General features: G+C 40.7%; 26 protein-coding genes. 16 read left to right on the top strand and 10 right to left on the bottom strand.

Annotated features, from left to right (window positions below; all coding sequences use genetic code 11):
• The first annotated feature begins 28 nt into the window (after window positions 1–28).
• Window positions 29–511, top strand: a complete 483-nt coding sequence (locus tag CWB85_RS00840) for a winged helix-turn-helix transcriptional regulator (RefSeq protein ID WP_016708293.1) — start codon at window positions 29–31, stop codon at window positions 509–511.
• Between the two features lie 246 nt (window positions 512–757).
• Here CWB85_RS00840 and CWB85_RS00835 read toward each other — a convergent pair whose 3' ends face one another.
• Window positions 758–1,357, bottom strand: coding sequence for a TIGR04211 family SH3 domain-containing protein (locus CWB85_RS00835; RefSeq protein WP_016708292.1), 600 nt, complete (start codon window positions 1,355–1,357; stop codon window positions 758–760).
• A gap of 214 nt (window positions 1,358–1,571) precedes the next feature.
• Here CWB85_RS00835 and CWB85_RS00830 point away from each other — a divergent pair, with 214 nt between their 5' ends.
• The 5 genes from CWB85_RS00830 (at window position 1,572) to CWB85_RS00815 (ending at window position 6,383) form a co-directional block, all read left to right on the top strand.
• Window positions 1,572–3,092 (top strand): CYTH and CHAD domain-containing protein, encoded by a 1,521-nt coding sequence (locus CWB85_RS00830; RefSeq protein WP_138553814.1) that lies wholly within the window; start codon window positions 1,572–1,574, stop codon window positions 3,090–3,092.
• A gap of 28 nt (window positions 3,093–3,120) precedes the next feature.
• Window positions 3,121–3,786, top strand: a complete 666-nt coding sequence (locus tag CWB85_RS00825) for an START domain-containing protein (protein WP_138553813.1) — start codon at window positions 3,121–3,123, stop codon at window positions 3,784–3,786.
• Between the two features lie 174 nt (window positions 3,787–3,960).
• The gene (locus tag CWB85_RS22945) at window positions 3,961–5,289 is read left to right on the top strand and encodes a sulfatase-like hydrolase/transferase (RefSeq protein ID WP_283235123.1); all 1,329 of its coding nucleotides are present in this window, start codon (window positions 3,961–3,963) and stop codon (window positions 5,287–5,289) included.
• Entirely contained in the window at window positions 5,175–5,954 is a 780-nt protein-coding gene (locus CWB85_RS22735) for an LTA synthase family protein (protein WP_283235122.1), read from the top strand. The genes CWB85_RS22945 and CWB85_RS22735 overlap by 115 nt, the downstream gene beginning before the upstream one ends.
• 21 nt (window positions 5,955–5,975) lie before the next feature.
• Window positions 5,976–6,383, top strand: coding sequence for a diacylglycerol kinase (locus CWB85_RS00815; protein WP_016708288.1), 408 nt, complete (start codon window positions 5,976–5,978; stop codon window positions 6,381–6,383).
• A gap of 577 nt (window positions 6,384–6,960) precedes the next feature.
• Here the strand turns inward: CWB85_RS00815 and metK are convergent.
• Window positions 6,961–8,112, bottom strand: coding sequence for a methionine adenosyltransferase (gene metK, locus CWB85_RS00810; protein ID WP_138553812.1), 1,152 nt, complete (start codon window positions 8,110–8,112; stop codon window positions 6,961–6,963).
• A gap of 277 nt (window positions 8,113–8,389) precedes the next feature.
• Between metK and tkt the strand changes: the two genes are divergently transcribed.
• From tkt to CWB85_RS00775, 7 genes are all read left to right on the top strand, one after another.
• On the top strand, window positions 8,390–10,381 hold the full coding sequence (tkt, locus tag CWB85_RS00805) for a transketolase (RefSeq protein WP_138553811.1): 1,992 nt from the start codon (window positions 8,390–8,392) through the stop codon (window positions 10,379–10,381).
• A 298-nt stretch (window positions 10,382–10,679) separates the two neighbouring features.
• A complete protein-coding gene (locus CWB85_RS00800) occupies window positions 10,680–11,405 on the top strand; it encodes a winged helix-turn-helix domain-containing protein (protein ID WP_171038966.1) in 726 nt (241 codons plus the stop codon).
• A gap of 172 nt (window positions 11,406–11,577) precedes the next feature.
• Complete coding sequence (locus CWB85_RS00795; protein WP_138553809.1) at window positions 11,578–11,898, top strand: hypothetical protein; 321 nt, start codon at window positions 11,578–11,580, stop codon at window positions 11,896–11,898.
• A 99-nt stretch (window positions 11,899–11,997) separates the two neighbouring features.
• Entirely contained in the window at window positions 11,998–12,309 is a 312-nt protein-coding gene (ppnP, locus tag CWB85_RS00790) for a pyrimidine/purine nucleoside phosphorylase (protein WP_016708283.1), read from the top strand.
• A gap of 181 nt (window positions 12,310–12,490) precedes the next feature.
• A complete protein-coding gene (gene hpf / locus CWB85_RS00785) occupies window positions 12,491–12,847 on the top strand; it encodes a ribosome hibernation-promoting factor, HPF/YfiA family (RefSeq protein ID WP_016708282.1) in 357 nt (118 codons plus the stop codon).
• A gap of 134 nt (window positions 12,848–12,981) precedes the next feature.
• On the top strand, window positions 12,982–14,214 hold the full coding sequence (locus CWB85_RS00780; RefSeq protein WP_138553808.1) for an NRAMP family divalent metal transporter: 1,233 nt from the start codon (window positions 12,982–12,984) through the stop codon (window positions 14,212–14,214).
• Window positions 14,215–14,403: a hypothetical protein gene (locus CWB85_RS00775; protein WP_138553807.1), complete on the top strand. Its 189-nt coding sequence runs from the start codon at window positions 14,215–14,217 to the stop codon at window positions 14,401–14,403. It abuts the gene before it with no gap.
• A gap of 326 nt (window positions 14,404–14,729) precedes the next feature.
• Here CWB85_RS00775 and yacG read toward each other — a convergent pair whose 3' ends face one another.
• The 5 genes from yacG to CWB85_RS00750 all read right to left on the bottom strand — a co-directional run bounded on the left by yacG (window position 14,730) and on the right by CWB85_RS00750 (window position 20,150).
• On the bottom strand, window positions 14,730–14,960 hold the full coding sequence (yacG, locus tag CWB85_RS00770) for a DNA gyrase inhibitor YacG (protein WP_016708280.1): 231 nt from the start codon (window positions 14,958–14,960) through the stop codon (window positions 14,730–14,732).
• 60 nt (window positions 14,961–15,020) lie between these two features.
• Complete coding sequence (gene pilB / locus CWB85_RS00765) at window positions 15,021–16,700, bottom strand: type IV-A pilus assembly ATPase PilB (protein ID WP_016708279.1); 1,680 nt, start codon at window positions 16,698–16,700, stop codon at window positions 15,021–15,023.
• Window positions 16,701–16,891: 191 nt separating this feature from the next.
• Entirely contained in the window at window positions 16,892–17,521 is a 630-nt protein-coding gene (gene coaE, locus CWB85_RS00760) for a dephospho-CoA kinase (RefSeq protein WP_138553806.1), read from the bottom strand.
• A 1-nt stretch (window position 17,522) separates the two neighbouring features.
• Entirely contained in the window at window positions 17,523–18,422 is a 900-nt protein-coding gene (locus CWB85_RS00755) for a prepilin peptidase (protein ID WP_138553805.1), read from the bottom strand.
• Between the two features lie 501 nt (window positions 18,423–18,923).
• On the bottom strand, window positions 18,924–20,150 hold the full coding sequence (locus CWB85_RS00750; RefSeq protein ID WP_138553804.1) for a type II secretion system F family protein: 1,227 nt from the start codon (window positions 20,148–20,150) through the stop codon (window positions 18,924–18,926).
• 153 nt (window positions 20,151–20,303) lie between these two features.
• Here CWB85_RS00750 and CWB85_RS00745 point away from each other — a divergent pair, with 153 nt between their 5' ends.
• Window positions 20,304–20,912, top strand: a complete 609-nt coding sequence (locus CWB85_RS00745; protein ID WP_138553803.1) for a fimbrial assembly protein — start codon at window positions 20,304–20,306, stop codon at window positions 20,910–20,912.
• On the opposite strand, the gene CWB85_RS00740 is transcribed toward CWB85_RS00745, so the two are convergent.
• From CWB85_RS00740 to nadC, 3 genes are all read right to left on the bottom strand, one after another.
• The gene (locus tag CWB85_RS00740; protein ID WP_138553802.1) at window positions 20,893–21,324 is read right to left on the bottom strand and encodes a pilin; all 432 of its coding nucleotides are present in this window, start codon (window positions 21,322–21,324) and stop codon (window positions 20,893–20,895) included. The genes CWB85_RS00745 and CWB85_RS00740 overlap by 20 nt on opposite strands.
• Before the next feature lie 15 nt (window positions 21,325–21,339).
• Complete coding sequence (locus CWB85_RS00735) at window positions 21,340–21,810, bottom strand: pilin (protein WP_138553801.1); 471 nt, start codon at window positions 21,808–21,810, stop codon at window positions 21,340–21,342.
• 547 nt (window positions 21,811–22,357) lie between these two features.
• Window positions 22,358–23,203 (bottom strand): carboxylating nicotinate-nucleotide diphosphorylase, encoded by an 846-nt coding sequence (gene nadC / locus CWB85_RS00730; protein ID WP_138553800.1) that lies wholly within the window; start codon window positions 23,201–23,203, stop codon window positions 22,358–22,360.
• Between the two features lie 690 nt (window positions 23,204–23,893).
• Between nadC and ampD the strand changes: the two genes are divergently transcribed.
• Both ampD and ampE read left to right on the top strand, forming a co-directional pair.
• On the top strand, window positions 23,894–24,460 hold the full coding sequence (gene ampD, locus CWB85_RS00725) for a 1,6-anhydro-N-acetylmuramyl-L-alanine amidase AmpD (RefSeq protein WP_138553799.1): 567 nt from the start codon (window positions 23,894–23,896) through the stop codon (window positions 24,458–24,460).
• Between the two features lie 7 nt (window positions 24,461–24,467).
• Entirely contained in the window at window positions 24,468–25,319 is an 852-nt protein-coding gene (gene ampE, locus CWB85_RS00720) for a beta-lactamase regulator AmpE (RefSeq protein WP_016708269.1), read from the top strand.
• The last annotated feature ends 588 nt before the right edge of the window (window positions 25,320–25,907 follow it).

The following is a 25,907-nucleotide window of genomic DNA, read 5'->3' as shown; positions in this document are numbered from 1 at the left end:
CTTAAACTTATCCGCATAAAATTCTGTTATGACAAGTTCCAATAGATTACGCCTGCTAGATCGCATTGATTTAGCAATTTTAGACGTTCTGCAAAAAAACGGCAGAATTTCTAATGTTAACCTCGCAAAGCAGGTTAATTTAAGCCCCAGCCCTTGTCTTGACCGAGTAAAACGACTTGAGCAAGAAGGCTATATTGAAGGCTACTTTGCTAAGCTTAGCGAAGCCAAGCTTAATCAGAGCTTAGTCGCGCACGTACAAGTGTCATTAGTGACTTCAAATACTGCTGTGTTTAAAGTATTCCGTGAACATATTTTAAGAATTAAACAAGTGGTTGAATGTGACATGGTCGCAGGTGGTTATGATTATTTATTAAAAATTCGTGTTTGCGACATGGACGAATATCGCCAAGTGTTAGGGGACTTAGTTGATATACCAGGAGTTGGTACACACCATACTTATATGGTGATAGAAAAGATAAAACAAGATACAGGCTTGAGGCTGGATACTTAAATTTAAACTCACAGCTACCAATGCGTAGGCGCGGGTTTACCCCGCGCATGATTAATTCACCACCGAGAAGACCGAGAAGAAATAAGAGATAGTGATGCTTTTAGTTGAGTTCCTCTGTGCAGCGCGCCTTCAGTGGTAAAATAGCTATTGTCGCCATAAATGACGACCTACAGGGGCGTGATTTACCCCGCGCACAAAAAAAGCACCAAAAGGTGCTTTTTGTGTATCACATATCGTGATTATTTATTACGCCCAGCCGTCGTAGCGTTTACGACGTGATAATACGATGGTCAAAATAATACCTAAGAACAAACCAATAAATGCAATCGCGCCACCATAAGTTAATAGTTGACGTTTTTCTTTAGCGCCTGCTTGTTGTTTTTGTGTACGCTCTGCGTCTAAGGTATTTTTTAATTTAGTAATTTGTTCCGACAACGCGGTATTTTGATCAGTTAATGTCTGGTTTTGCTCTTGTAGTTGCGGTAATTCAATTTGTGCTTGGCGCAGTTGCTCTTGCATAGATGTCATCTCAGCACTTAGAGTACGATACTGTTGATGAATACCTGCAGATTTAGTTACAAATTTAGCCTCAACCCAACCTTCACGTTCTTTGTCATCAAGCACTTTGATAAAGCCATTTTCTTCAGCTGATAATTGCGTCAACTTAGTGCCAGCATCAACAGAGCCAATAATACGGTAATTTTTACTCGCACCTGAATGCATAAATGTATATAGGTTATCGACTATATATGCGGTGTTTGCATCGCTAGCTGAATTAGTTTCTTCAGCGTGGCTTAAAAATGTGGCCGCTGCAAATAGCAAAGTTAATAAAGAATGTTTTAACATCAATCTACCCTGTTAATGTAACCGTCTGTGGGACAGCAATCGTATTATTCATAGTTAAGTCTTGAGATAGTATGGATTTAACGCGCCAATAGCAAGGTTGATATTGTAATCACTGCTACTGTTTATAGATTCAAATCAGCTAAAAAATTTGCAATGTCGGGCAGCTTTGTTTATTTTGAGCTCTCATTTATTTTAAAGGTAATCCTCAAGCCTAATGGATACTGAGATAGAACTGAAGTTTTTGGTGTCAGACGCCGTAATTCCACTGATCCCCGCATTAATAACTCAATTTGCAAAAACCGTTACCAACAAGCCTTCTCGTAGTTTGCAAAATGCGTACTTTGACACGCCAAGTCGTGAATTAAGAGCGCTTGATATTGGTTTTCGAACCCGTTGTGCGGATAACCAATGCGAGCAGACAATTAAGCTTGCAGGAGACGTTGTAGGGGGGTTACATCAACGACCTGAATATAATTTACCGCTTGAGAGTAGCCGACCAAATATAACCGCATTTGATGCTAGTATCTGGCCTCATGGTATGCAAGTGAGCGCGATTGCTGCGAATCTTTATCCTATTTTTAGTACAAACTTTATCCGTCGTACTTGGCTGATTGAAACAGAAAATGGTGCCAAAATTGAAGTTGTACAAGATAAAGGTGAAGTCTCAGCATCAGGTTTGATGGAACCTATCTGTGAACTAGAAATAGAACTTATAGAAGGCAGCCGCGATGAATTGTTTTCTTTAGCGGATAAACTGGTTAGCCAAAGTAATATTCGATTAGGTCTATACTCTAAGGCGGCTCGTGGCTATCGCTTAGCAGACAATAAACCGCTCAAGCCAAGTAAATCAATAGGCTTTGTTTCATTGCCTAAAAATGCGACGCAGGAGCAAGCGCTCATAGCTGCCATTGACTTTGGTATTCGTTTTGTACAAAAGCACGAGCAATGCTACTTTGACAAACCTAGTTTAAAAACCCTCAAACGTGTAACTGATGGCATTAGTTTGATTCGCCATACATTTTGGTTGTTTGATGACATTGTTGATAAAAGCACCACGGAGGCATTACGTACAGAGCTTAAGTGGTTACTCAGTGAGTTAGCCTGGGTTGAAAATGCGATTCAACTTAAAACTTACACTTCTAAGCGCCATGCTTACTATAAGAAAATAAATAGTGCGCCAGAGTTAACTCAAGTTATCAATGACTTAAAAGAACTACAACCGAGCATTGATGATATTAATAGTTTGTTCCATAGTGCTCGTTATAACCGTTTACTACTGTCTTTAACTACTTGGCTGGTGGACAAGCAATGGCGTAAAAGTTGGGGGCAAGTGCAATTTCAAGCTGCCGAGCAACCGGTTGCAGAGATCGCCAATCGTCTCTTTGAAAAAGACTGGCAAGACCTTCACCAATTGCTGCCAGAGCAAAAAACATTAACATCAAAAGATTATTTGGATTTACGTACCCGTCTTGAAAATAGCTTACTCAGTGGTAACTGTTTAGGGGCGTTATTTGAAAAAGATGAACGTAGTGAGTTTCGCATCCCGTGGTTAGATATTTCACACGGTATGTATGAGCTGAGTACACTAGAGTACCTAAAACAGCTATGCGCTGGGCAGGATGATGAAGAGCTTGCAAAAATCCAAAGCTGGCTAGAAAAAAAATCAGAGTTCTTGGTTAATGCAATGGAGCAAAGTCGTTTAGCGTCATATAAAATACCGCCTTATTGGCAATAAGGATTGTTCAGCGCATAAGGGAGTATGTATGCGACAGCAAATGCTATTATTAGCGCTGCTTTTTAGCGTCCAGCTTGCGGCACAGCCTGCCCAGTGGCAGCTTTGGAAGCAGTATGATGGGGCGAGCGTGCACTATAAAAAACATGCAAATGGTATTTTTGAAGTGCAGGCTGAGATTACTATCGAAGGGGTCACAGCGAGTGATTTTATGGTGTTGCTAAGCGATACCGAAAGTGCTCCCTTATGGATTGAAAATGTAGCTAATGTACAAGTATTAAAGCGTTTAAGTCCCTCAGAAAACATCGTTTATACCCAATTTGATTCACCATGGCCGGTTACAGATCGCGATATGGTGAGCTACTCATGCTACCGACGTGTTAGTGACACACAAACTGAGTTAACGATTGCTGCTTTTCCAGATTTCCTTGATAAGCGCGAGGAAGTGATCCGCATCACTGACCTTAAGGCAAGTTGGTTATTAACTGAAGTTCGTAATCAAGGGCTGACGCAATTGACTATTCGTCATGTTGTATACGCGGACCCAGGCGGGGCGCTTCCTCATTGGCTCAGTAATAAAATTGGGCTCAAAAGTGCATTACACACTTTACTTGCGTTAAAGCAACGTTTACTTGATAAAACTTTCCAACCAAATGAGCAAATAACACAGCTTGGCGACTGTACTCATCAGCAGTAATAGAAATAACCCAACAACACGTAAAAATAGGAATCGGGTTGATTTGTTAACGTCATGTAATTTAAGTGTTTTATTTGAACTTTTTTACAAAATATTACAAAGTCAGCATTGTTTGCGTAACTAAAATAGGTAACATTCCCTTTTTGGGAATATTCTATTTTAAGGACAGCAAAGGTGTTGGTATCATCGGTATTTAAATCAAGCAGATGGTTTGCATTTGTTAACGAAAGCTGGCGCATAGCGACACTTTGGTTTATGGGTGTTTTGCTATTTATGAGCTTTCGGGTGTTCTTTTTGGTTTATTTTCATAACCGGATCACTGCCCCATTAGATGTTGATACAATTTTAAATACCTTAAAAACGGGGTTTGCATTTGACTCCGCCGCCAGTGGCGTCTGCTTTAGTATTCCTTTTCTACTCAATTGTATTTTACAACCACTGCGACTGTGGCATTGGGTCAGAGCGGTGCGTGTATTGACCGCCAAGCTTTTCTTTGTGGTTGCTATTTTACTTTGTATAACCAGCATCACATATATTGCTGAATACGGCAGTCAATTCAATTACTTTATGTTTGAAGGGCTACATGACGATCAGCAAGCAATTGCTTTAACTGCAATAAAGCAATATCAGCCATGGGGCAGTGTCCTGAGTTTATTAGTATTGTTAGTGGTTGCATTTAAGTTATGCCAGTTAATTGATCGGCAACCTTATGGTTTTTTAGAGCGTATTTTTACTGATTGTAAGTGGAAACGAACATTTTTAATTGTTTTGATCATAGTGTTATTTGTCTGTGCTATTCGCGGTTCGTTCGAGTCACGCCCAGCTTCGCGAAAGTGGTCTGCCGTTACCCTTGATCCGTTTGTAAATAGTTTAGTTATAAATCCATTTCGCAGTTTTGTGTATGCTATTAAGGATTATAATGAACTACAAAGTCATGGTTTAGACGGTGAAAATCCATACTTAAAAAGTAATACCACAATTGCTCCAGACGGGTTAGTAGAGTTAAAGCAACACAGCAGTGAGCCGCTGTTGGCAGCCCCGTCACAAATATTTTTTATTGTGATGGAAAGTTACGATTCATGGCCGTTACAACAAAAATATGCTTCACTTAACTTAACCAACGAGCTAAAAAGCCTCGCTAGCAAGGGGATTTATTTAGATAACGTGTTACCAGCAGCCAGTAGCACTATGAACTCGTTATCGAGTATTTTATCTGGGATCCCTTATGCAGGGGTCAATATGAGCCTTATAGGGCCACAGCAACCAGCTAGTAAATTGTCATTATTCAATCAGTTGGAACAGTTAGGTTATACCAGTCAATTTTTTATGGCGGTTTATTGTCATGGCAGAATGTTGGCCAATATGTCCTCTCTCAAGGTGCCGATAAGGTGTACTCTGCTACAGATGCTGGCGGTAAGGGGAGTGCCGGGGTTTGGGGGATTGATGATGCTCAGTTATTTGATTTGGTTGCTGCGAAAACACAGCCAAAAAGCTTTAATGTGATCATGAGCGGCAGTTATCATGGACCTTTTAACTTAGATCTAAATCAGTATGATTACCCGTTTAAAACTGCCGCTGATTACCCTGCAGAAATTCAAGAATTAGAAACACAAGTACTTGATCCTTATGTGCTTGGGCACTTATGGTATAGCGATAAAATGTTAGGCGCATTTGTACGTAATATGCAACAACGCTACCCCGATGCGTTATTTATTATTACGGGTGACCATTACAGCCGGCGCTATTTACATCCTCGGCCTAATTTATACGAATTGACTCATGTGCCTTTAATTATTTATGGCAACGGAGTGAACTCAAATATGGTGAACTCTCAACAAATAGCTAGTCATATGGATATCGCGCCAACCTTGTTGAATTTAATAGCACCAGCTAGTACGGAATTTTATAGTGTCGGACAGTCACTATTAACAGCGCCCGCTGAACGGACTGTTTTTGGTTTTCAAACTGTACGTAATAATAAGCAATTATGGCGTGGTGATTTAAATGCATTATATGAGTACTATGCTGTAAACTCGCTCGATAAAATACAGCTAATGCCAACGCAAACACAATCGTTTAAAGTGATCGATGCTGCAACAGAGCATGCGTATAATCAATACATGGCGCAAGCGTGGCATTTGCTAACTCAAGGCACAAATAATTTCTGATGAGCTGTTAAGATACTAAACATGAACAAACCAAACATTAACCTAGTTAATAAACCAAATGGCATAGGCTTAGGTCGTCTTTTTAAAGCCACTCAATGCTCAATTAAGGGGTTTAAAGCGGCTTTTCAGGAAGAATCAGCTTTTCGCACAGAGCTCGCTTTAGGGCTAGTGTTACTCCCATTATCATTTTGGCTTGCGCAATCACTGCAACATTGGGTAATGCTGGTTGTTAGCTTTTTATTTTTATTAGTGGTTGAACTCCTCAACTCAGCTATTGAAGCATTAACAGATCGCGTTGGCGTTGAATACCATGTGCTTTCAGGACGTGCGAAAGATATTGCTTCAGCAGCGGTTAGTTTAGCGCTGTTGATATTGATGATAGTGTGGGGTGTAGCTGGGTATGAAAAAATACTTACATTGATAAGTTAGGCGTTAGGTAAAGCGCTACGGGCTTCGGGCGACGGGTTCAGAATACACGCTAGCATCTAGGTTTAATTGCGGGGATAAACTCGCGCCTACGTTATGTGGGGATAAACCCACGGCTACGCGTGTAGCAGCGAGTTTACCTCGCGACAATAACTTTTACCTTCGCGGTGGCAAGCAACTCGCATACAAGTAATATCAGCTGTGCTTCTGTAGGTCGCCATTTATGGCGACAAGTCTATTTCACCACCGAGGCGCAGCATTGAAAAGAGAAAGCCACGGGCTAAGGGTAACGAGCTTCGAATACACCCTTAGCAGCTAGTCACTTCCCTAAAACCTAGCCCCTATTTTACTCTAAATCACAGCGCCTCATAATCTCTTTGTGAATAAATTACTTAAAGCACATTAATTTAATTGCGGGGATAAACTCGCGCCTACGGTATGTGGGGATAAACCCGCGCCTACGTTATCTAGCAGCGAGTTTACCTCGCGACAAATAACCTAAAGTTTATAACAGTATAATCAGCAGGTATAAAAAAAAGCGCCGATTGGCGCTTTTTTTACATTCACACAAAGGCTGGAATTAAAGACCAGCTGCTGCGCGAAGTGCGTCTGCTTTGTCTGTGCGTTCCCATGGGAATTCATCACGACCAAAGTGCCCGTAAGCAGCGGTTGGTTGATAAATTGGGCGCTCAAGATCAAGCATTTGAATTAGGCCGTAAGGGCGTAAGTCAAAGTGTTCACGAATAAGTTCGATTAAACGACCTTCTTCTAATTTACTTGTACCAAACGTTTCAACACTGATTGACGTAGGCTCCGCAACACCAATTGCGTAAGATACTTGTAGCTCACATTTATCAGCAAGACCAGCAGCAACCACGTTTTTCGCAACGTAACGCGCAGCGTATGCAGCTGAGCGGTCAACTTTTGATGGATCTTTACCAGAGAAAGCACCGCCACCGTGACGAGCCATACCGCCGTAGGTATCAACGATGATTTTACGACCAGTAAGACCACAGTCACCCATAGGGCCACCGATAACAAAACGACCCGTTGGGTTAATAAAGAACTTAGTTGCTTTAGAAATTAGCTCTGCAGGTAATACAGGCTTGATGATGGTTTCCATCACTGCTTCTACTAGATCATTTTGTGAGATTGAATCACAGTGTTGAGTAGAAAGAACAACTGCATCAATGCCGACTGGTTTGCCGTTTTCATATGCAAAAGTAACCTGTGATTTTGCATCTGGGCGTAACCACTCAAGCTCGCCGCTTTTACGTACTTGCGCTTGGCGTTGTACTAAACGGTGAGAGTAAGTGATAGGTGCAGGCATTAATACTTCAGTTTCGTTACACGCATAACCAAACATTAAACCTTGGTCACCAGCGCCTTGTTCTTCAGGGCTAGTACGGTCAACACCTTGGTTGATGTCTGGAGACTGCTTACCGATTGTATTTAAGATTGCACACGAATCAGCATCAAAACCCATGTCTGAATGTGTGTAACCAATTTCACGTACCGTTTTACGGGTGATTTCTTCAATATCAACCCAGGCGCTAGTAGTGATTTCACCACCAACCATAACCATACCGGTCTTCACGTAAGTTTCACACGCAACACGTGCATGAGAATCTTGCTCTAAGATGGCATCAAGTACCGCGTCAGAGATTTGATCCGCGATTTTATCCGGATGACCTTCAGAAACTGATTCAGAAGTAAATAAATGTTTTGCCATTGTCTTTCTGCTCACAAATATTGCGCTTCACAAACGTCGGTAAGAGCGCTAAAAAATTAAGGGGCGTATTTTATCGAAAACAACGATAGTTGCATAGTGTTTTTACGCCTAGACGTCTAAATAAAATTACTAATAACTTTTTGTTCTTAAAAAATTTTCATAATAGCTAATTTAATCAGGGTTTTTAATTGCACACAGCCCCTACAATAAGTAAGAATGGGTGTTCTTGAAAAACACACAACAACCAGCGCAAATACAGTTAAAGGTAGGAGAATTCATGCCGTCTCGCAAAGAACTTGCAAATGCTATTCGCGTCTTATCAATGGACGCAGTACAACAGGCCAAATCAGGCCACCCTGGAGCCCCTATGGGCATGGCGGATATCGCAGAAGTATTATGGCGCGACTATCTAAACCACAATCCAACCAATCCAGAGTGGGTAGACAGAGATCGATTTATACTCTCAAACGGCCACGGTTCAATGCTGATTTATTCTCTATTGCACTTAAGTGGTTATGATTTGCCAATTGAGGAAATTAAAAACTTCCGCCAAATGCATTCAAAAACTCCAGGTCACCCAGAGTATGGTTATGCACCAGGTATTGAGACCACTACGGGTCCACTTGGTCAAGGGATCACAAATGCGGTAGGTATGGCGATTGCTGAAAAAGCATTGGCAGCACAGTTTAACCGTGAAGGTCACGATATCGTTGATCACTTTACGTATGCTTTCTTAGGTGATGGTTGCCTTATGGAAGGTATTTCTCACGAAGCGTGTTCACTTGCAGGCACATTAGGCCTTGGTAAATTAGTGGCATTTTGGGATGACAACGGCATTTCAATTGATGGTGAAGTTGAAGGCTGGTTTAGCGACGATACCCCAGCGCGCTTTAAAGCCTACGGCTGGCATGTGGTAAGCGGCGTTGATGGCCATGATTCAGATGCAATTCGTGCAGCAATCGAAGAAGCACGTAGCATCACTGATAAACCAACTCTAATTTGTTGTAAAACAGTGATTGGTTATGGCTCTCCTAACAAATCAGGTAGCCATGATTGCCACGGCGCACCACTAGGTGAAGACGAAATCAAAGCTGCGCGCGAGTTCCTTGGTTGGACTGGTGAAGCATTTGACATCCCAGCTGATATCTACAGTCAGTGGGATGGCAAAGAAAAAGGTAAGCAACTAGAAGCTAACTGGGATGAAAAGTTTGCCGCATACGCAGCTGCACATCCTGAATTAGCAGCCGAGTTTAAACGCCGTACCAGCGGTGAATTACCTGCTGATTGGGCAGAAAAATCACAAGCGTATATTGAACAGCTTGATGCAAACCCTGCAAACCCAGCTTCACGTAAAGCATCACAAGATGCATTAAATGCATTTGGTCCTTTATTACCTGAATTTATGGGCGGCTCTGCGGATTTAGCAGGTTCTAACTTAACAATTTGGAAAGGCTCTAAAGGTCTTGAAGCAAACGATGCCAGCGGTAACTACATCTACTACGGTGTACGTGAGTTTGGTATGTCAGCCATCATGAACGGTATTGCACTGCATAAAGGCTTTATACCTTACGGTGCTACGTTCCTAATGTTTATGGAATACGCACGTAATGCAGTACGTATGGCGGCGTTGATGAAAGTGCCAAGCATTTTTGTTTATACGCACGATTCAATTGGTTTAGGTGAAGATGGTCCAACGCACCAACCAGTAGAGCAAATTGCTAGCATGCGTTTAACGCCTAACTTAGTTAACTGGCGCCCGTGCGACCAAGTTGAATCTGCTATTGCATGGCAACAAGCAATTGAACGCAAAGATGGCCCAACGTCACTTATCTTCACTCGCCAAGGCCTTGAGCAACAAACTCGCTCAGCGCAGCAATTAAGCAATGTGAAAAAAGGCGGTTATGTACTTAGCTGTGATGGTGAGCCAGAGCTTATCTTTATCGCGACAGGTTCTGAGGTGCAATTAGCCCAAGATTCAGCGGCTGAACTTCGTAAGCAAGGTAAAAAAGTACGTGTTGTATCTATGCCATCAACTGATGTATTTGATGCACAAGACGCTGCCTACAAAGAAAGCGTACTACCAGCTGCAGTTTCACGCCGCGTAGCAGTAGAGGCAGGTATTGCTGATTACTGGTACAAATACGTTGGCCTAAACGGCGCAGTTGTGGGCATGACCACCTTTGGTGAATCAGCGCCAGCTAATGAGCTGTTTGAGCACTTTGGCTTCACGGTAGAGAATATCGTAAACAAAGCAAACGAATTGTTTTAACTTTAACGCTTAAAATTTAAAAGCCCGCACTGTGGTTACACAGCGCGGGCTTTTTTGTTGCCGGCAAACCTTGTAAAAAAATGGCTTCAGCCATGAATGTTTCATTATGAGACTCCCGACTAAAGTCGGTCCTACGTTTAATGTTTTACCACCGAGGTATGATTCTTAGTATAAAAACCCATTTCACTTCGTGTTGGATGTTTTGATCAAATCTAAATGCAAAGGTGTATTGATTTATTAACAGGAGAATAACTTTGATGTATCATTTTCGGGTTTACATACTACCGAAGGAATGAAAATGAATAGGTTGCTGATCCTATCACTCTTATTATTAGTGAGTTTTAATAGCTATGGAATATGTTTTGACCTTGAAATTATCCAATCTGGGGCACAAGTAGGTGTCTGTGGAGCCGATATCGAGAGTATTCGTATAGATATAGTGTTTACTTTGTGGGTATTAGCAAATGTTTTTTTTGGCCAATTACTGATAAAAAATAGAGCAAACGCTTATTTAATATCTATTTTTTTTATTCTTTCATTACCATTAAGCCCTATTGTTTTGACATTTACTTACCTTTTAAAGCGACTAAATAAGCAATATCAAAGGTTGCTTAATCAAAATGAAGTTGAGCGACCTTCTCATGTATTACCTGATGTTGTGCAAACTTCCAACCCCTCATCTGAAGTTATACCGGCTAAGCATAATCAATTGCTCATTGGTGAGTATCGGTTTAATTGCCTAGACAATAGCCTTTCAAAAGGGGAGAAGCTGACATACCTTGAACCTAAAATGATGGAAGTTTTAAGTTATCTTATTGAACATCAGCCAAGAGTTATAAGTTTAGAAGAGCTACACAGTAATGTATGGCAAAACCAAATAGTGACAGACACTGCTGTTCGTCGGATTATTAGTAAGCTTCGCAACGCCTTTTCAGATATAGACACAAAAAAGCCACAATATATCAAATCTCAAATGAAAAGAGGGTATCAGTTAATAGCTAATGTTGAAAATGTAACCGACTGATTATTAATGTTTTATCTTGGTTTTGACTGTGTTTTTTTGTTGTTATAACTAAAGTTATAACTTAGTGTTGGTTAAGTAAGGGCAAGGTTATGGTGTTACGTTCTGATTGAGTTAACTTTAAAGCCAGAAGCAATTTAGAGCTTCTAGCATTTAACTCAAAAAGGAAATAATTATGAAATATACTATTACAGCAATCACTTTATTCGCTATGGCAGCGTTGGTATTTTATGCATTTAGTACAGAGCAATGTATATCTTTCGATTTGATTTTGACAGGAGTTTCATTTGGCAGTTGCGAGATCGCAGGTGAGCAGCCAGAAATTACTTCTTACTTGATTCTCGCAATTTGGGTATTTAGCAATATCTTGTTCGGTAAGTTTTACTTAAGTGATACTAGCCCTAAAATATTGACCATCATTTTGTTTATTATCGGCTTACCAGGAACTGTGTTTGTATATTTACTTGCGCAGTTTATTAAACATGATAAAAAATAGCCTAATGCTTACTTATAGTAATGAATAAACTTCATTTGCTGCTTAATCAAAGTTCAGGCAAGCTGAGACATTTATAATTAATACATAACAGGAGTGAGGATGTCTCAATTTGATAATGTAAGTGTTGTTAAAACAGCGAACGTGTATTTTGATGGTAAAGTTTCAAGCCGTACTGTGATTTTTGCAGATGGCAGCACGAAAACATTAGGCTTTATGCAGCCGGGTGAATTTGAATTCGCAACCAGTAAAAAAGAATTAATGGAGCTTAACGGCGGCCAGTGGCAAGTATTGTTACCTGGCGAGAGCGAGTGGCAAACAATGTCAGCAGGTGAGTCGTTTAACGTTGATGCTAACGTAACTTTCCAAGTTAAAGTTGCAGACTTTGCCGATTATTGCTGTTCGTATACTTAATATACAAATTAAGTAACACGCTGAAAGCCCGCCATGCGCGGGCTTTTGCATATTTAATACATAAAGAATGATCTAATTACCTTTAAATAACAAATAAATGTCATATTTATGCTTTTCTGCCTTGTGTTAATCTAAATAGCCCCCAATACTAGTTATGAGGTAACATAAAAAAGGATACCCTATGAAAATTAATCTTTCTGGTCACCATGTTGACGTTACTGACTCTATTAGAGAGCACATCAACGAAAAATTTTCAAAAATTGCGAGCCATTTTCCATCTCTGATCGCACTCGATATTATTCTTTCAAAAGAGCATCACAAGCTCCAAGCAGAAATTAGTACTATTTATGAAGGCGCGCGTTTATCAGTTAAAGGCGAGAACGAAGTTCTTTACCCAGCGATTGCAAACGCGGCTAAAAAACTCGATGCGGCATTAAAGCATCGTAAAGGCCAAATTAAAGCCAATTTACACCAAAAACCAGTGAGCACGACACCTGAAATTGCTCATGAAATTATTCAAGAAATGGATTTACGTTAAAAAATAAAAGGCGCTAGGTTCTAGGTAACTAGGATCTAGCAAACCGCTTCTTCTTCCACTAATTTTCTCACTTTCAATCCACACTAAAACGCTGTAACTTGCTTATTAATAAAAACAATGTAGTAAGCACACACATGCAATCAGTAGTATCAACTTGGCAAACCCGATTAAACGCATTAGGTCCCGGTATTTTAATGGCCACGGCGGCAATAGGTGGTTCACATTTAGTGGTATCAACCCAAGCTGGCGCCATTTTTGGTTGGCAACTATTTTGGCTCATCGTGGTGGTTAATGTACTTAAATACCCTTTTTTTCGTTTTGGTATTGAATACACATTAGCGACTAAAAAAAGTTTGGTAGAGGGGTATCAAAGTAAAGGCCCGTGGTTTTTTTATAGCTTTATTGGTTTGAATATTATCGCTGCGGTGGTTAATACTGCAGGTGTTCTATTATTAACAGCCAGCTTACTGCACTACGCGTTACCAGTTAGTATTTCGGTTACTTTATTATGTTGGCTAATTTTAGCGCTCTGCTTAGTTATTTTATTACTTGGGCATTTTAAAGCGCTGGATAACGTCGCCAAAGCGATTATGGGGCTATTAACGCTCGCTACGGTGATTGCCCTTGCTATTGCATTTAGTAACGGCCCTATGGCGCCTGTTGATTACGTTGGCCCATCACCTTATGAACTTGCCATGCTTGGCTTTATGGTGGCGTTAATGGGCTGGATGCCAGCACCGATTGAAATATCAGCGCTTAGTTCGTTATGGCTAAAAGAAAAACAAAGTCAGCAAACGGTGACTAAAGCCCAAGGGCTGTTTGATTTTAATTTAGGTTATTGGCTCACGGCAGGGCTTGCCTTAGTATTTTTTGCGCTCGGTGTTTTAGTGCAATATGGTCAAAGTACGCAAATAGAGCTTGGCGGCGTTGCATTTGCTAAGCAACTGATAGATATGTATGCCTTGACTATAGGTGAGTGGGCGCGGCCGTTAGTGTCAGTAATCGCATTTTTATGTATGTTTGGCACCACGCTTACTGTACTTGATGGTTATGCTCGTACATTGAATGAATCCCATAAATTGCTTGGGTTTAAGCAAAGTAAACACAGTTTAAATACGTGGCTTATTTTACAAGCACTTGCTGGAATGGCGGTGATCTTATTTTTTAAATCAGCACTGGGCCCAATGCTCACTTTTGCTATGACTTTAGCGTTTATAACGACACCTATTTTTGCATGGTTGAATTTTAGCTTAGTGCGTTCAGAGCCAAGTATTCAACATTCTAAAATTATACGCAGCTTGAGTTGGCTAGGATTAATTTATTTAGTTGGCTTTGCGTTGGTGTTTTTAGTTTGGCAGCTTGGGTAAATGCCATTTGCGCGGGTAGCAGCGAGTTTACCGCACGACACTGAAATGATTATCGCGGTGGCAGGCCACTCGCCTACAAGTAATATAACCCCTGTAGGTCGTCATTTATGGCGACAAGAGTATTTTACCACCGAGGGCAGGAGGCGCTATGCGCTACACAGAGAAGAGAAAGCCACGGGCTACGGGTAACGAGCTTCGAATACACCCTTAGCAGCTAGTCACTTCCCCAGAACCTAGCTCCTATTTACCTCTAAAGCGCAGCGTCTGTTAACCTCTTTGTGAACAAATTACTTAAAGAACGTTAGTTTAATTGCGCGGGGTAAACCCGCGCCTACGTTATGTAGCAGCGAGTTTACCTCGCGACTGTTTTACTCTTTTTTCGGGCGAAAGCCCGAATTACAAAAACTTATTTCACAAAGAGAAGTAAATGAGGGTAAACGAAAAAAGCTGCAGGATACGGGTAACGAGCTGCGGGCTATAAATACACCTAAAACCAGTTCCTATTTTTCAATTGCTTACTTGAAAAAATCGTCGTCATTCTTGGCAAGCATGGCTTCAATATCTTCAATCATATCTTGGCTTAAATCTTCCGCGGAGGTAATTGGTGCGGAAATTTTGTTGTTTTCAAACGACCATTCGCCTAAATCAATTAATTGGCAGCGCTTTGAACAAAAAGGGCGATGTGGGCTTTTTTCTGACCACTCAACCTGAGCTTTACATGTTGGGCAGTTTACAACTGTTGGCATAACATTTTCTCATATATTTGTTTGCGATCCCTATAGCCTAAATCTTAGGGATCTACGTTCTTAAAAACTAGTAACGCGGTTTATTTCGGCCAGTGAAGTTAAGCCATCTGCGGCTTTACGAAGCCCCGATAAACGTAAATTATTAAAACCTGACTTTAACGATACCTCTGCAATTTCTAACGAGTTGCCACCACGCATAATGATCTGCGCTATTTCTGGAGTAATTTGCATTACCTCATAAATACCAACACGGCCTTTATAGCCTTCAGTACAGCTATCGCAACCCTTAGGAGCAAATAAAGTCAGTTCGCTTATTTGCTCAGGCGTGAAGCCTTGGCGCAGTAGCTCTTCACTTGGCAGTGTTTCAGGTGTTTTACATTTAGGGCATAAACGTCGTGCTAAACGCTGCGCGATGATCAAACTAATCGAACTGGCCACGTTATACGCAGGCACCCCCATGTTAAGTAAACGCGTTAGGGTTTCTGGTGCAGAGTTGGTATGCAAGGTAGACATTACCAAGTGACCCGTTTGCGCAGCTTTTATTGAGATTTCCGCGGTTTCAAGATCACGGATCTCACCGACCATTACCACATCAGGATCTTGACGTAAGAAGGCTTTTAGCGCGTTTGCAAAGGTCATCTCGGCGCGTGGGTTAATTTGTACTTGGTTGATCCCTTCAAGGTTTATTTCAACCGGATCTTCCGCAGTACTAATATTACGCTCTGGTTGGTTAAGAATATTTAAACCCGTATAAAGTGATACCGTTTTACCAGAGCCTGTCGGCCCGGTAACTAAAATCATGCCTTGCGGTTGTTGTAGCGCATCCATATAGAGCTTTTTCTGCTCAGGTTCATAGCCAAGTACGTCAATGCCTAGCATTGCACTGGATGAGTCAAGAATACGCATTACGATTTTCTCGCCCCATAAAGTAGGCAGGGTGCTTACCCGAAAATCAATGCTTTTGCGTTCGGTAATTTTTAATTTAATACGCCCATCTTGCGGCTTACGTTTTTCGGCAATGTCTAAACGCGCCATAACTTTTATACGTGCTGACAAGCGGGTAGCAAGGCTGTTAGGGGGGCTGGCCATCTCATGTAAAATACCATCGATACGAAAACGTACACGGTATTTGTGTTCATAGGGTTCAAAGTGTAGATCGGAGGCGCCTTTTTTTATCGCATCCATTAAAATTTTATTAATGTAGACAATAATAGGTGCATCGTCTTTTTCATCGTCATTGCTGTTTTGCGGCTCGTGTGAGCTTTCAGTATCGAGATCACTAAACTCTTTAAATTCTTCATCGCTTAAGTGCAAGCTGCCTGAGGCATCAAGCAACAGCTCTATTTTTGCTTCGAGTTGACGATAATCGACCACGACAACTTCACAAGAGAGCCCAGTACTGAATTCAAAATTCTCAAAGGCACCATAATCTGTCGGATCAGAGGCTGCAATATAGAGCTTACGGCCTTTTTTTACCAAAGGCAGAATATGGTGTTCTTTGATCAGCTTTTCTTTAATTAACTCTTTAGGGATCAGCTCTACATCAAAATCACGTAAATCAAAATAAGGTACTCGGAATAAATCAATGCATTGCTCGGCAAGTTCATGGCCATCAATACCGCTGCACTTTGCTATTAGCTCTGCTGTTGAGGCATACTCACGTTGTTTTAGTTTGACTGTTTCTGCGTCAATACGACCAAGCGTAATAAACTTTCTAAGTAATGGTGAATTAATATTCATTGCGCACCTTGGTTAGATCCTTTCATAGCCAGCAATTTATCAGAAAAAAGAATGGTATAACATTAGTCTTGTCGATTTAAGGTAATTTGACAACAAAAAGCTGAAAAGTTTTTATTTATCTAGGTATTTAGTTTAATGGCGCGGGGTAAAACCGCGGCTATATCTGGCCAGTGAGTTTAGCTCGCGACTGTTTACTTATTCTCGGCTAGTGCTAAATACTGTTTATGCAATTGTTGTATCATAATGGCTACTTGAGCCAAGGATTGATTATTATCAACCACATCATCTGCGCGTGTTAATTTATCTTCGCGAGACATTTGTGCGGCGATAATACTCAGAGCTTGTTGTCGGTCAATGTTATCGCGGGCGATAGTGCGTGAAATTTGTATTTCTACAGGTACATCTATTACCAACGTGCGATCACAGAATTGTTCAAGGCCATTTTCAAACAATAGCGGGGCAACAAGTACAACATAAGGGCTGTTAGCGGTGCTTAAATCATTAAGCGTTTTTTCACGAATAAGTGGGTGCAGTAGGCTATTAAGCCAAGTTTTTTGTGCGTTATCAGCAAAAATTATTTTACGCAATTGAGCCCGATTTAAACTACCGTCGGCGTTTAATACTGCATCACCAAAATGTTCGTGAATAGCAGTTAATCCGGCACTATCAGGAGCAACAACTTGGCGGGCAATAATATCAGCATCCACGACCGCAATACCAAGCTCTTCAAACATTGCACTTACCGCACTTTTACCGCAGCCAATACCACCTGTTAAACCGAGCACCCAGTTATCAATTGATTTACGTGATGGGGAAGTCATATTAATAGCCTAACCAATTAAAGTAAAACGCTTGGATTTGTGAGCCCCATAACAAGGTTACCCAACCAGCTATGGCTAAATAAGGCCCAAACGGAATAGGCGTGGCTTTATCTTTGCCTTGAATACTTAATAGTGCGATACCAATAATCGCGCCCACCACACTCGATAGTAAAATAATGGTGAGTAGTGATTGCCAGCCAAGTAGTGCGCCGAAAACAGCAAGCAATTTAAAATCGCCATAACCCATGCCTTCTTTACCGGTTATTAGCTTAAATAGCCAAAAAACACTCCACAAGCTGAGGTAACCACATGCCGCACCAATAATTGCATCAGTTGGAGAAATAGTAATACCCATTACTGCGGCAATCAGTGCCACCCAAACTAATGGTAATGTGAGTTGATCGGGCAGCAACATGTGATCAATATCTATAAATGTCAGTGCCACTAATACCCAAGTAATCAAAATATACAGCAGCGCTTGTTCAGTCGCGCCAAAGGTATAAGCCACTATTAGGCTTAACACTGCCGTGAGCATTTCAATAATAGGGTAGCGCACTGATATTGGGTTACTACAGCTGGCGCAGCGGCCTTTTAGTAATAACCAACTGAACACTGGGATATTTTGCCATGCTTTAATGGCTGTTTTGCATTTTGGACAGGTCGAGTTAGGCGTCACTAAATTAAACGGCTTTGGCGTACTTGCTGATTTATTACTTTTTAGTTCGTCTGCGAGTAAAACACGGCACTCAGTTTGCCACTCGCGTTGCATCATCAGTGGCAAACGATAAATAACAACGTTTAAAAAACTGCCAACACATAAGCTCACTAAGCCAACAGTGAGTAAATAAAACCATAACTGGCTTTGCATTACTGTAATTATATCGAGAAAGAATTCGTGCATTACATACCTAAAAAATTAAGTTAAAAACCATTTTCACAAAGAGAAGTGAATGAGAGTAAATGAGAAAAAACCACGGGCTGCGAGCCGTGGAATAAATACACCTAGGACTTAATCACTTCCCTAGAACCTTTATTACTTCTCTAAAGCGCAGCGCCTCTTAACCTCTTTGTGAATAAATTTTAATTGCGCGGGGTAAACCCGCGCCTACGCATTGGTAGCAGGAGTTCTCCTCGCGACTTTATATTCTTTTACAATCGTAGGAGAGCGCTTTAGCGCCGATGAGGCTTAACATATACCTCAAACTTAAAAATCACGGCTAAAGCCTGTTCCCACAAAAAGCAAGACATCTAGCACCTATAACCTCTTTCTGAATTAATCACTCAAATAAAAAGGCTTGCATTACTTAATATAAATTAGGAACATTCTTGCTTACAGCTTACAGCTTACAGCTTACAGCTTACAGCTTACAGCTTACAGCTTACAGCTTACAGCTTACAGCTTTTATATAACCGACCCAAGTTGGAATATTGGTAAGTACATCGCTATGATCAAACCACCCACTAACACGCCGAGTACCGCCATAATAAGCGGCTCTAAAAGGCTGGATAAGCCATCTACCGCATCATCAACTTCTTGTTCATAAATATTAGCGACTTTTGCCAGCATGCCATCTAAAGATCCTGACTCTTCACCAATGGCTACCATTTGAATCACCATATCGGGGAATATTTTTGAGTTGCGCATTGCCCAGTTCATTTGATTACCTGAGCTTACTTCAGCTTTAATATCTAAAATAGCATAGCGATAAACCGCGTTACCAGAAGCACCGGCTGCAGAGTCAAGCGCATCAACCAAGGGTACACCGGCCGCAAAGGTGGTCGAAAGGGTACGTGCATAACGCGCCACTGCCGCTTTATTTAAAATCATGCCAATAACGGGGAGCCTTAAAATAGCTCTATCATTTGCATCACGCAGCTTCTTGCTTTTTAGCAGTGCTTCTTTATACGCGTAGCCAAAGCCGACAAGTGCGATGAGCATCATCCACCAATATTCCTGCATAAACTCAGAAATACCAATCACCATTAAGGTAAAAGCAGGCAGCTCAGCACCAAAACCGGCAAAAATATCTTGGAATTGCGGCACCACGAATATAAGTAGGATAGAAGTAACGATCAAGGCCACTACTAATACAGCAATAGGGTAAAACATGGCTTTTTTAATTTTTGATTTCAGCGCTTCAGACTTTTCTTTATAAAGAGCAACGCGGTCAAATATTTTATCCAGTGCACCAGATTGCTCACCAGAGGCAACTAAGTCACAGTATAAGTCATCAAAATAGCGAGGATGTTTTCGTAATGCTTCTGACAATGTACCACCGGCTTTCACTTCATCGCCAATGGTTTCCATTAACTTACTAACGCTTTTATTAGTTGAACCCGTACCAATCATTTCTATTGATTGGATCAGCGGTACCCCCGCCATCAGCATAGTAGCGATTTGCCGGGTAACTAAAGCTATGTCTTTGGCAGTAATTTTTTGCATACGCGCGCCAAACAAAGGTTTGGCTTTGCGCTTTACTTTAGACGGCGTGATCCCTTGCTTACGTAACTGGGCTTTGACTAAAGCAATACTTGCACCTGTCATTTCACCTTCTAGACGTTTGCCACGGGCGCTTACACCTACCCATTCAAAGGTGTCCTGTCCTTTTTTATCTGTGTCTTTAGCCATTGCTTTATTCCGAATTACGTTTAGGAAATAAAAAATTATTATACTCTATAGTAGCCAGCTTTAACTGCTTAAACAATTGATTCGATGAACTTAAGCTGATTAAATAAGTAAAATTCAATTTGCTTCTTTTTTGGGGATGTTGGGATAGTGAAAATGAATGCTATTTATCTTAAAAAATTAAAATGGTCTGGTTTACATTTTTTACTCGGGCTAGTTTTTTTATCGGCTGTTGGCTTTTATATTTATACTCAATGGTTTTATGCAGGCAGGCACTATTTAACTGACTTAATTGGACTTGCAGGAATTATTTTATCAATTGATTTAATTCTCGGGCCAATGCTGTGTTTTTGGCTGTTATCGCCAGTAAAAACAAGAAAAGAAAATATCATTAATTTATCACTAATTGTTTTTTTGCAATTAAGTTCTTTAAGTTATGGGGTTGTGCAAATTAATAGTCAACGTTTGGCTTATATTATTAAATGGCAAACATCTTATTTTGCAATATCAAAAAGCGATGCGAGAGAAGGGTATATATCCGAGGGTTTTTATTTGTTTAACGAACCTGATGTCGGCACTAATGACCGCCTGCTGTATGACAAGTTGATTAATCAATCTATTCCACCAATAGAAATGAATGAGTTTTTTGAACCAACAGATTTTGAAACTGAGTGCAAAACTATTTGCGGGGTAATTACAAAGAATGGCATTGTTAATGTAACAAAAATAAATGGTGTAATTACGTTTAACAAGTCCCTTCGCTAATGCAAGTACTTGCGGAAGATAAATCCCATTGGAGTTGATTTGCATTTATACTCGCAACCATAATGTAAGTATCACCAGCATTTGATAATGACGCTTCACTGCTTGCAGTTGAGGTTATTTTATAACTACCCGCAGTGTTAGAGATATCAATATTAGCAATAAGCTTTGGGCCGAGGTAATCCGATTTACTAGCTCCGATCTTGCTGAATGAATCACAATTATTAAGTGTTTCTTTAGTATAAAAACACACTTCAACAGCGCGCTGCAACGCATTAGTTGCAAGTACTACTTCGGTGAATTTTGCACGCTTATAGTGGTTGTTATAGGCAGGAAGAGCTAATGACACCAAAATCCCCATAATGGCGATGGTAATCATTAGCTCGATTAATGAGAAACCGAGTGTTTTTCTCATTACTTCAACAATCTATTAGCAAAGACCTGCAGCAATACATGTGCTAGTAGTGTCTTCAGCCCAAGTTAAAGTACCTAACGTTGTAGCTGCGCCACCACCCGTTCCAGCAACACTAGCAACTGTTGGTGTTAGAATGTATGTTGCACCGTCTACTGATGTAGCGCCAGTACCAGTGATTTTTGCTGTTGTAGTTGCAACTGCTACGCTTGAAACGTGAGTACCTGCAGCTGCGCCAGCTTCATTTAAACCAATTTCAGCAGCAGAATCACAATTAGTTAAAACACCTGCTCCGCGTGTTTGGAAACATACATCTACAAGGCCTTTAGCTGAAGATACCGCTAGTACAACTTCAGAAAAACGTGCTTTTTTAGTGTAAGTTTGGTATTGCGGTAATGCAATCGCTGCCAAAATACCGATGATTGCGATAACAATCATTAATTCAATTAGGGTAAAACCCTTTTGACTTTGTTGTGTCATTTTTTCCATGTTCCTCTCCTAAAGGATAGTGTTTTTTTGTAAGTTAAAGAAATTATGTTAGTAATGTGGGTTGTCACGATTGCTACTGTAATCACTTTATCTTACGGTTTTTTTAAAATCATTAAATTACTAATACCTAAGCTAATACTTAGATTAGCGCCTAACTAAAACAGCAGCTAGGTTTTAGTATCAATTAAAATTACTCTGTTAGAACTACTTTAGCACTAAAACTACTTATTGAAAGGGGCTTTAGCTGCATTTTATCGAAATTAAAGCGTTTTCTGCACTCGATAGTTATGTTTGTTGCTGTTAATTTTACTAAAGGCGCTAGCTAAAAAAGCGATACTTAGTAAAGTAACACTAAAAAATAGTTCTTTAGGATTGGTTAAAGAGGTGTTTAATTCATCCTAGAGGCTTATGTTAACACTGTTTATTAGTCCATTAGGTACTAAATTTAACAATTTGTTACACAATAAGCCTTTCGGCGTATTTAATGCTTTTTTGTTTAAATTGTCAACGGATTAGGTAAATATAAAATTCTAAGGTGCAAGAATAATTACTCAAAACGCATAGATAAATCGATTGATTGTAAATTTTTTGTAAGCGCCCCGCTGGAAATAAAGTCAACTCCAGCTTGTGAATACGCTTTAAGCGTTTCTATCGTCATATTGCCAGACACTTCAAGCTTAGCGCGTTTATCAGTAAGTACTACCGCTTGTTGAATTTGTTCAACGCTAAAGTTATCAAGCATTATAATATCAGCACCTGCGGTAATGGCTTGATCTAGCTCATTAAGTGATTCAACTTCGACTTCTACCGCTTTATTTGGGTGATTAAGCTTTGCTTGTGCTACCGCTTTATCAATACCGCCACATGCTGCGATGTGGTTTTCTTTTATTAAAAAGGCATCAAATAAACCAATCCGGTGATTTTCGCCGCCACCACATTTTACTGCGTATTTTTGCAATGCGCGTAAACCTGGAATCGTTTTACGAGTGTCGAGTAATTGGGTTGTAGTGCCACTGAGCTCTTTTACATAATGTGCTGTGGTGGTGGCTGTGCCCGATAAGGTTTGCACAAAATTAAGTGCGGTGCGCTCGGCAGTTAAAATCGCGCGTGCTGAACCTGTTGCTGTAAATAGGGTATCGTTAGCTTTTACTCGATCACCATCATTAACCAGTACGTTAACAGTAACGCTCGGGTCAACTTGTTTGAACACTTCTAAAATAATGTCTTTACCACAAAATATGCAGTCTTCACGGGTGATCACTTTAGCATTGGCTTGTTGCGATGCTGGAATTAATTGTGCTGTGATGTCGCCTTGTTCAGCGCTTTGGTAATTAAGGTCTTCATCAAGGGCAAGTTTTACCAGTTGGCTTAAAAGGCTGTGTGGGATAGACATTATAAAGCTCATTATAATTAGGAAATTGGCAAAATTTTACATGGTTTGAAAGTGAAAGAGAAGGCTGGAGGTATAAGTTTGATTAGGTTCTAGGGCGAGAGGTTCTTGGTTTTAGGCAGTGATTAGGTGTTGGGGTGTTTTCGAAGCCCCAGCACTAAGCCGGTGGTGTTTGTTCTTCTTATTGTGCAACTGTGATTGATTCACCTTTTGTCTTCTCTGTGTAGCGCGAAGCCCCTGAACTCGGTGGTGAAATTGGTTAGTCGCCATAAATGACGACCTACAGAAACACAGCAGATTTTACTTGTAGGTGAGTGGCTTGCCACCGCGAAAATAACTTCATTGTCGCGAGGTAAACTCGCTGCTACCAATGCGTAGGCGCGGGTTTACCCCGCGCAATTAAAATTTATTCACAAAGAGGATAAGAGGCGCTGCGCTTTAGAGGAAAATAGGAACTAGGTTTTAGGGAAGTGACTAGCTGCTAGGTGAACTTAAAGCCCGCAGCTCGTTACCCGTAGCCCGTGGCTTTCTCTTCTCGGTGGTGAAATTGGTTTGTCTATGTAAATGTAGGAACAGTCGCGAGATAAACTCGCTGCTACCGGTGCAGAACAATAAAAGTGCATTAATTGCTTTACTGTTATTCTGCTTGGAAATCTATTAGCATCTGATTATGCATTTGTTTACAGACTCATTATGAAAATAAATTCTTTTGGAATCGTTGATACCGCGGTTCAACGGCCATGTACACATTTTGATGAACGCCCGAATGATGAAGACATCTCTTTATTAGTCATTCATAATATTTCTTTGCCTGCGGGGCAGTTTGCCACACCGTTTGTTGATGATTTATTTATGGGTTGCATAGATTGCCAAGCGCACCCAAGTTTTACTGATTTGCAAGGGCTGCGAGTATCCGCGCATTGCTTTATTAAGCGCACGGGTGAAATTGTTCAATATGTGCCATTTAGTAAACGAGCTTGGCATGCAGGACGCTCTGAGTTCTTAGGGCGTAGCCAGTGTAATGACTTTAGTATTGGTATTGAGCTTGAAGGCACAGACACAACGGCGTATACCCAAAATCAATATAATGCATTACAATCCTTAACTAAGGCTTTGATAAATAAATACCCCGCGATCACGCGCTCGCGTATTGTAGGGCATTGTCATATTGCACCAGGGCGAAAAACTGACCCAGGGGACAGTTTTGATTGGAACTATTATTTTGCTGCTCTACCTTTAACCAGCGCCAATTTGGAATGAAAAAAGTATGATCTTAATTTCTATCATTATTGCTCTTATTTTAGAGCGTTTAGGTGCCCGCTCAGACTATTGGCAAATAAGCTATTACGCTCAAGGTTATTTAACACGTTCAAATAAACAGCTTAGCGAGCAAGGTTTATTTAATTCGCCAGTTGGGTTTATGATTTGGTTGTTTTTGCCAGTATTGATTATTGCCGTTATTTTCACTTTGTCTGATTTTGTACTATGGCAGTTGGCTATAAATATTGTAGTACTGCTAGTGTGTTTTGGTTGTGCAAAACAGCGTGCTTTATATAAGTCGTATTTGAATGCATTAACCCGTGATGATCAACAGGCAGCAAGCTTGTACGCATTGCAAATGGGACAAAAGAAAACCGAAGACGAAAAAGGTGGTGAAACATTTGGCCAAACGTTAGCGTGGGTTAATTTTCGTTTTTATTGTGCTGTTATATTTTGGTTTGTTATTTTAGGTGCACCTGGTGCGGTGCTGTACGCGCTAGTGCGTACTTACGCAGATTTAGTCCGCGATGATCATAAAGTTGCGTACGCTAACCGTTTTAAATTAATTCATACTTTATTATTTTGGCTTGATTGGTTACCAGCGCGAATTGCGAGTTTTGGTTACTTGATAATAGGTAACTTTAATAAAGGCACGGGGTGTTGGTTGCAATATGTACTCGATTTTACGGTGAGTAATCGTAAAGTGGTAACCAATACCGCACTTGCAGCAGAGCAAATTGAGCAACAACATTTTGGCTGCACGTATGAGGCAACCTGTATGATGAAGCTAGTAAAACGCAATGTTTTATTTTATCTGGTGCTAATTGCTTTGCTCACCCTATTTGGCGGGTTAGCGTAAAGAAACAGGTGCTAGGTTTTAGGGAAGTGATTGTCGCGGGGTAAACTCGCTGCTACCACGTAGGCGCGGGTTTACCCCGCGCAATTAAAATTTATTCACAAAGAGGCTATGAGGCGCTGCGCTTTAGAGAGGTAACTATAAAAGTAGTGGCTAGGTGTTTGGGTCTATTCGCAGCTCGAAGCCCGTGGCGTTTTTTCCTTTGTGCATAATGGTTTTAAGTGATTAATTTTACTTTTGTCTTCTCGGTGTAGCGCGCAGCGCCTCCAGTCCTCGGTGGTGAAATATTCTTGTCGCCATAAATGACGACCTACAGAAGCGCGGTGGGTATTACTTGTAGGCGAGTGGCTTGCCACCGCGAATGCCATTCCATTGTCGCGAGGTAAACTCGCTGCTACCACGTAGGCGCGGGTTTACCCCGCGCAATTAAAATTTATTCACAAAGAGGTTAAGAGTCGCTGCGCTTTAGAGACGTAATTATAAGAATAGATTTGAGGAAGTTACTGGGCGTTAGGGAAGTTATGGTTAAAATCTAAAATCTAAAATCTAAAATCTAAAATCTAAAATCTAAAATCTAAAATCTAATCTTTC

Origin of the sequence: Pseudoalteromonas sp. S1727 (assembly GCF_005886375.1) — a bacterium.
Taxonomy (GTDB): Bacteria; Pseudomonadota; Gammaproteobacteria; order Enterobacterales; family Alteromonadaceae; genus Pseudoalteromonas; species Pseudoalteromonas haloplanktis.
This window is presented reverse-complemented; position numbering and strand designations above follow the sequence as displayed.

Excerpts from the sequence above, each read along its gene's own strand:
- CWB85_RS00840 (WP_016708293.1), top strand. The coding sequence starts at position 29 with ATGACAAGTTCCAATAGATTACGCCTGCTAGATCGCATTGATTTAGCA.
- CWB85_RS00835 (WP_016708292.1), bottom strand. The coding sequence starts at position 1,357 with ATGTTAAAACATTCTTTATTAACTTTGCTATTTGCAGCGGCCACATTT.
- CWB85_RS00830 (WP_138553814.1), top strand. The coding sequence starts at position 1,572 with ATGGATACTGAGATAGAACTGAAGTTTTTGGTGTCAGACGCCGTAATT.
- CWB85_RS00825 (WP_138553813.1), top strand. The coding sequence starts at position 3,121 with ATGCGACAGCAAATGCTATTATTAGCGCTGCTTTTTAGCGTCCAGCTT.
- CWB85_RS00815 (WP_016708288.1), top strand. The coding sequence starts at position 5,976 with ATGAACAAACCAAACATTAACCTAGTTAATAAACCAAATGGCATAGGC.
- metK (WP_138553812.1), bottom strand. The coding sequence starts at position 8,112 with ATGGCAAAACATTTATTTACTTCTGAATCAGTTTCTGAAGGTCATCCG.
- tkt (WP_138553811.1), top strand. The coding sequence starts at position 8,390 with ATGCCGTCTCGCAAAGAACTTGCAAATGCTATTCGCGTCTTATCAATG.
- CWB85_RS00800 (WP_171038966.1), top strand. The coding sequence starts at position 10,680 with ATGAATAGGTTGCTGATCCTATCACTCTTATTATTAGTGAGTTTTAAT.
- CWB85_RS00795 (WP_138553809.1), top strand. The coding sequence starts at position 11,578 with ATGAAATATACTATTACAGCAATCACTTTATTCGCTATGGCAGCGTTG.
- ppnP (WP_016708283.1), top strand. The coding sequence starts at position 11,998 with ATGTCTCAATTTGATAATGTAAGTGTTGTTAAAACAGCGAACGTGTAT.
- hpf (WP_016708282.1), top strand. The coding sequence starts at position 12,491 with ATGAAAATTAATCTTTCTGGTCACCATGTTGACGTTACTGACTCTATT.
- CWB85_RS00780 (WP_138553808.1), top strand. The coding sequence starts at position 12,982 with ATGCAATCAGTAGTATCAACTTGGCAAACCCGATTAAACGCATTAGGT.
- CWB85_RS00775 (WP_138553807.1), top strand. The coding sequence starts at position 14,215 with ATGCCATTTGCGCGGGTAGCAGCGAGTTTACCGCACGACACTGAAATG.
- yacG (WP_016708280.1), bottom strand. The coding sequence starts at position 14,960 with ATGCCAACAGTTGTAAACTGCCCAACATGTAAAGCTCAGGTTGAGTGG.
- pilB (WP_016708279.1), bottom strand. The coding sequence starts at position 16,700 with ATGAATATTAATTCACCATTACTTAGAAAGTTTATTACGCTTGGTCGT.
- coaE (WP_138553806.1), bottom strand. The coding sequence starts at position 17,521 with ATGACTTCCCCATCACGTAAATCAATTGATAACTGGGTGCTCGGTTTA.
- CWB85_RS00755 (WP_138553805.1), bottom strand. The coding sequence starts at position 18,422 with ATGCACGAATTCTTTCTCGATATAATTACAGTAATGCAAAGCCAGTTA.
- CWB85_RS00750 (WP_138553804.1), bottom strand. The coding sequence starts at position 20,150 with ATGGCTAAAGACACAGATAAAAAAGGACAGGACACCTTTGAATGGGTA.
- CWB85_RS00745 (WP_138553803.1), top strand. The coding sequence starts at position 20,304 with ATGAATGCTATTTATCTTAAAAAATTAAAATGGTCTGGTTTACATTTT.
- CWB85_RS00740 (WP_138553802.1), bottom strand. The coding sequence starts at position 21,324 with ATGAGAAAAACACTCGGTTTCTCATTAATCGAGCTAATGATTACCATC.
- CWB85_RS00735 (WP_138553801.1), bottom strand. The coding sequence starts at position 21,810 with ATGGAAAAAATGACACAACAAAGTCAAAAGGGTTTTACCCTAATTGAA.
- nadC (WP_138553800.1), bottom strand. The coding sequence starts at position 23,203 with ATGTCTATCCCACACAGCCTTTTAAGCCAACTGGTAAAACTTGCCCTT.
- ampD (WP_138553799.1), top strand. The coding sequence starts at position 23,894 with ATGAAAATAAATTCTTTTGGAATCGTTGATACCGCGGTTCAACGGCCA.
- ampE (WP_016708269.1), top strand. The coding sequence starts at position 24,468 with ATGATCTTAATTTCTATCATTATTGCTCTTATTTTAGAGCGTTTAGGT.